Annotated in this window: 3 protein-coding genes; all 3 read left to right on the plus strand. The window is 70.2% G+C overall.

Annotated features, from left to right (window positions below; all coding sequences use genetic code 11):
• Positions 1-461: DUF222 domain-containing protein (locus OXU32_00680; protein ID MDE0072485.1), on the plus strand; the 461-nt coding region annotated here is incomplete at its 5' end.
• 122 nt (positions 462-583) lie between these two features.
• The gene (locus OXU32_00685) at positions 584-1,756 is read left to right on the plus strand and encodes a tyrosine-type recombinase/integrase (protein MDE0072486.1); all 1,173 of its coding nucleotides are present in this window, start codon (positions 584-586) and stop codon (positions 1,754-1,756) included.
• A 122-nt stretch (positions 1,757-1,878) separates the two neighbouring features.
• The coding region (locus OXU32_00690; GenBank protein ID MDE0072487.1) for a hypothetical protein at positions 1,879-2,113 on the plus strand (235 nt) is incomplete at its 3' end.

Here is a 2,113-nt window from a genome sequence, read left to right on the forward strand (position 1 = left end):
AGGATGCCGGAAGCAATGGAGGAGGCCCGGCGACCCGCGATCCTGGTCCCGATGATTCCCGGCCGAAGCCGAAACAGCGCCGGGCGGACGCCGTGGGGCTGCTGGCGGAGCGCGCGCTGGCGATGGGGTTCGGGGACGGCGAACCGCGCGACTCCCGCAACGGCTCGGAGCCGGACCCTCGGCCAGAGGCTCGACCCCGCGTCGAATCCGGCACCCGCGCGGAGCGCTATCAGGTCATGGTCCATTGCGATGCCGCGACGCTGGCGGCGGAGGGCGAGCCCGGGCGTTCGGATCTGGACGGGATCCGCGTTTCCGCGGAAACGTCGCGGCGCATGGCGTGCGATGCCGCTGTGGTGGCGATGGTCCACGCGAAGGACGGGTCGATGCTGAGCGTGGGGCGCCGGACGCGCACGATTCCTCCGCACCATAGGCGTTCAGCAAGGTCCCATAGCGTCTCGTAATTCCGGATAACACGTTGCTATCACTTGTGTTGTACGTCCCTTGACCTATCGGGCGATTCCGTGTAGTCTTGTTCCGTTAGTGATAACCTATGGTGATAACCGGAATCCATACGGAGCACGCCGTGACGCGACCCAAACGCCTGAGCGCCGCGTTCGTTCGGACCGTCAAGCGACCGGGGCGGTACGGGGACGGTCGCGGCGGATACGGGCTCTCGCTGCTGGTCAAGCCCACCGCCTCAGGAAGGCTGTCGAAGACCTGGGCGCAACGGATGCGGATCGGCGGCAGGCCCTTCAACGTCGGCCTGGGTCCCTATCCGGTCGTGACGCTGGCCGAGGCGCGGGCGAAGGCGCTCGAGAATCGGCGCGCCATCCAGAAGGGCATGGATCCGCGCAGCGGCGGCATGCCGACGTTCGAGCGGGCGGCCGAGAAGGTGATCGCGCTCCACGCGAAGAACTGGAAGGGCGACGCCAGCGAGAAGCAGTGGCGGCAGTGTCTTCGGGACTACGTCTTCCCGAAGCTGGGGCGCAAGCGGGTGGGCGAGATCACGACCGCCGACGTGCTGGCCTGTCTGGCGCCGATCTGGAACGAGAAGCGGCCCACGGCGGCGCGGGTGCGCCGGCGCATCGGCGCGGTGATGAAGTGGGCGGTGGCCAGGGGCTACCGGGAGGACAACCCGGCGGGCGACGCCATCGCGGCGGCGCTGCCGCGGGGCACGCGCCACCGGACGCACTTCCGGGCCCTTCCTCATGCCGAGGTAGGGACGGCGCTTGAGGCGGTCCGGGAATCGGACGCGTGGTTGGGCATCCGGCTGTGTCTGGAGTTCGTGGCCCTGACGGCGACGAGGAGCGGCGAGGCGCGGAGGGCGCGCTGGCCGGAGATCGACCGGGACCGCGCGACGTGGACGGTGCCCGCCGAGCGCATGAAGACCGGGCGGGAGCACCGGGTGCCCCTTTCGACGGGCGCGCTGGCGGTGCTGGAGGAGGCCCGGGAGATCGAGAACGGGTCGGGGTTGATCTTCCCCAGCTTCAAGGGACGGGAGCTGCGGAGCCCTCAGGTGGCGGGGGCGTTTCGGGACCTCGGGATCCCCAGCACGGTGCACGGGCTGCGGAGTTCATTCCGCGACTGGGCCGCGGAGACGGGCGTGGACCGCACGGTCGCCGAGGCGGCGCTGGCGCACAAGGTCGGCGGGGTCGAGGGAGCGTACTTCAGGAGCGACCTGTTCGAGCGCCGGCGCGAGGTCATGCAGGACTGGTCGGCGTATCTGGCGGCCGGGAGAGCGGGCGCGGGGAGCTGATCCGAGCCCGCGACCGGGCTCGGAGGCCGTTTTCGGGACCCACCGCGGGCGTTTCGGGTCTTCTACGGGCCTCAGGATCGCCTGAGATCGACGATCGCTGGTCTCCGAGGGGTACGGGTAGGGTGGAAACCGGGGCGCGGCAGGGGAGCGCCGGGGGTTGCGTCTTCGCCGTCTTTGAGGCGGTCGGCCAGGAGGCCGGGGAGCTTGCCGGCGACGGTCCGGTGGACGCTGTTCCGGACGGTGCCCCGCGAGGCGGTTTCGGCACCGTCCCCAAGGGCTGGCTGACGACCGTTAAGGGTCGTAAGCCAGCCTACGCGATGTATAACATTCGCGCTCTGGCGAGGGGTGCTCCGCCCC

Source organism: Gammaproteobacteria bacterium (genome assembly GCA_028819075.1).
Taxonomy (GTDB): Bacteria; Gemmatimonadota; Gemmatimonadetes; order Longimicrobiales; family Gaopeijiaceae; genus BD2-11.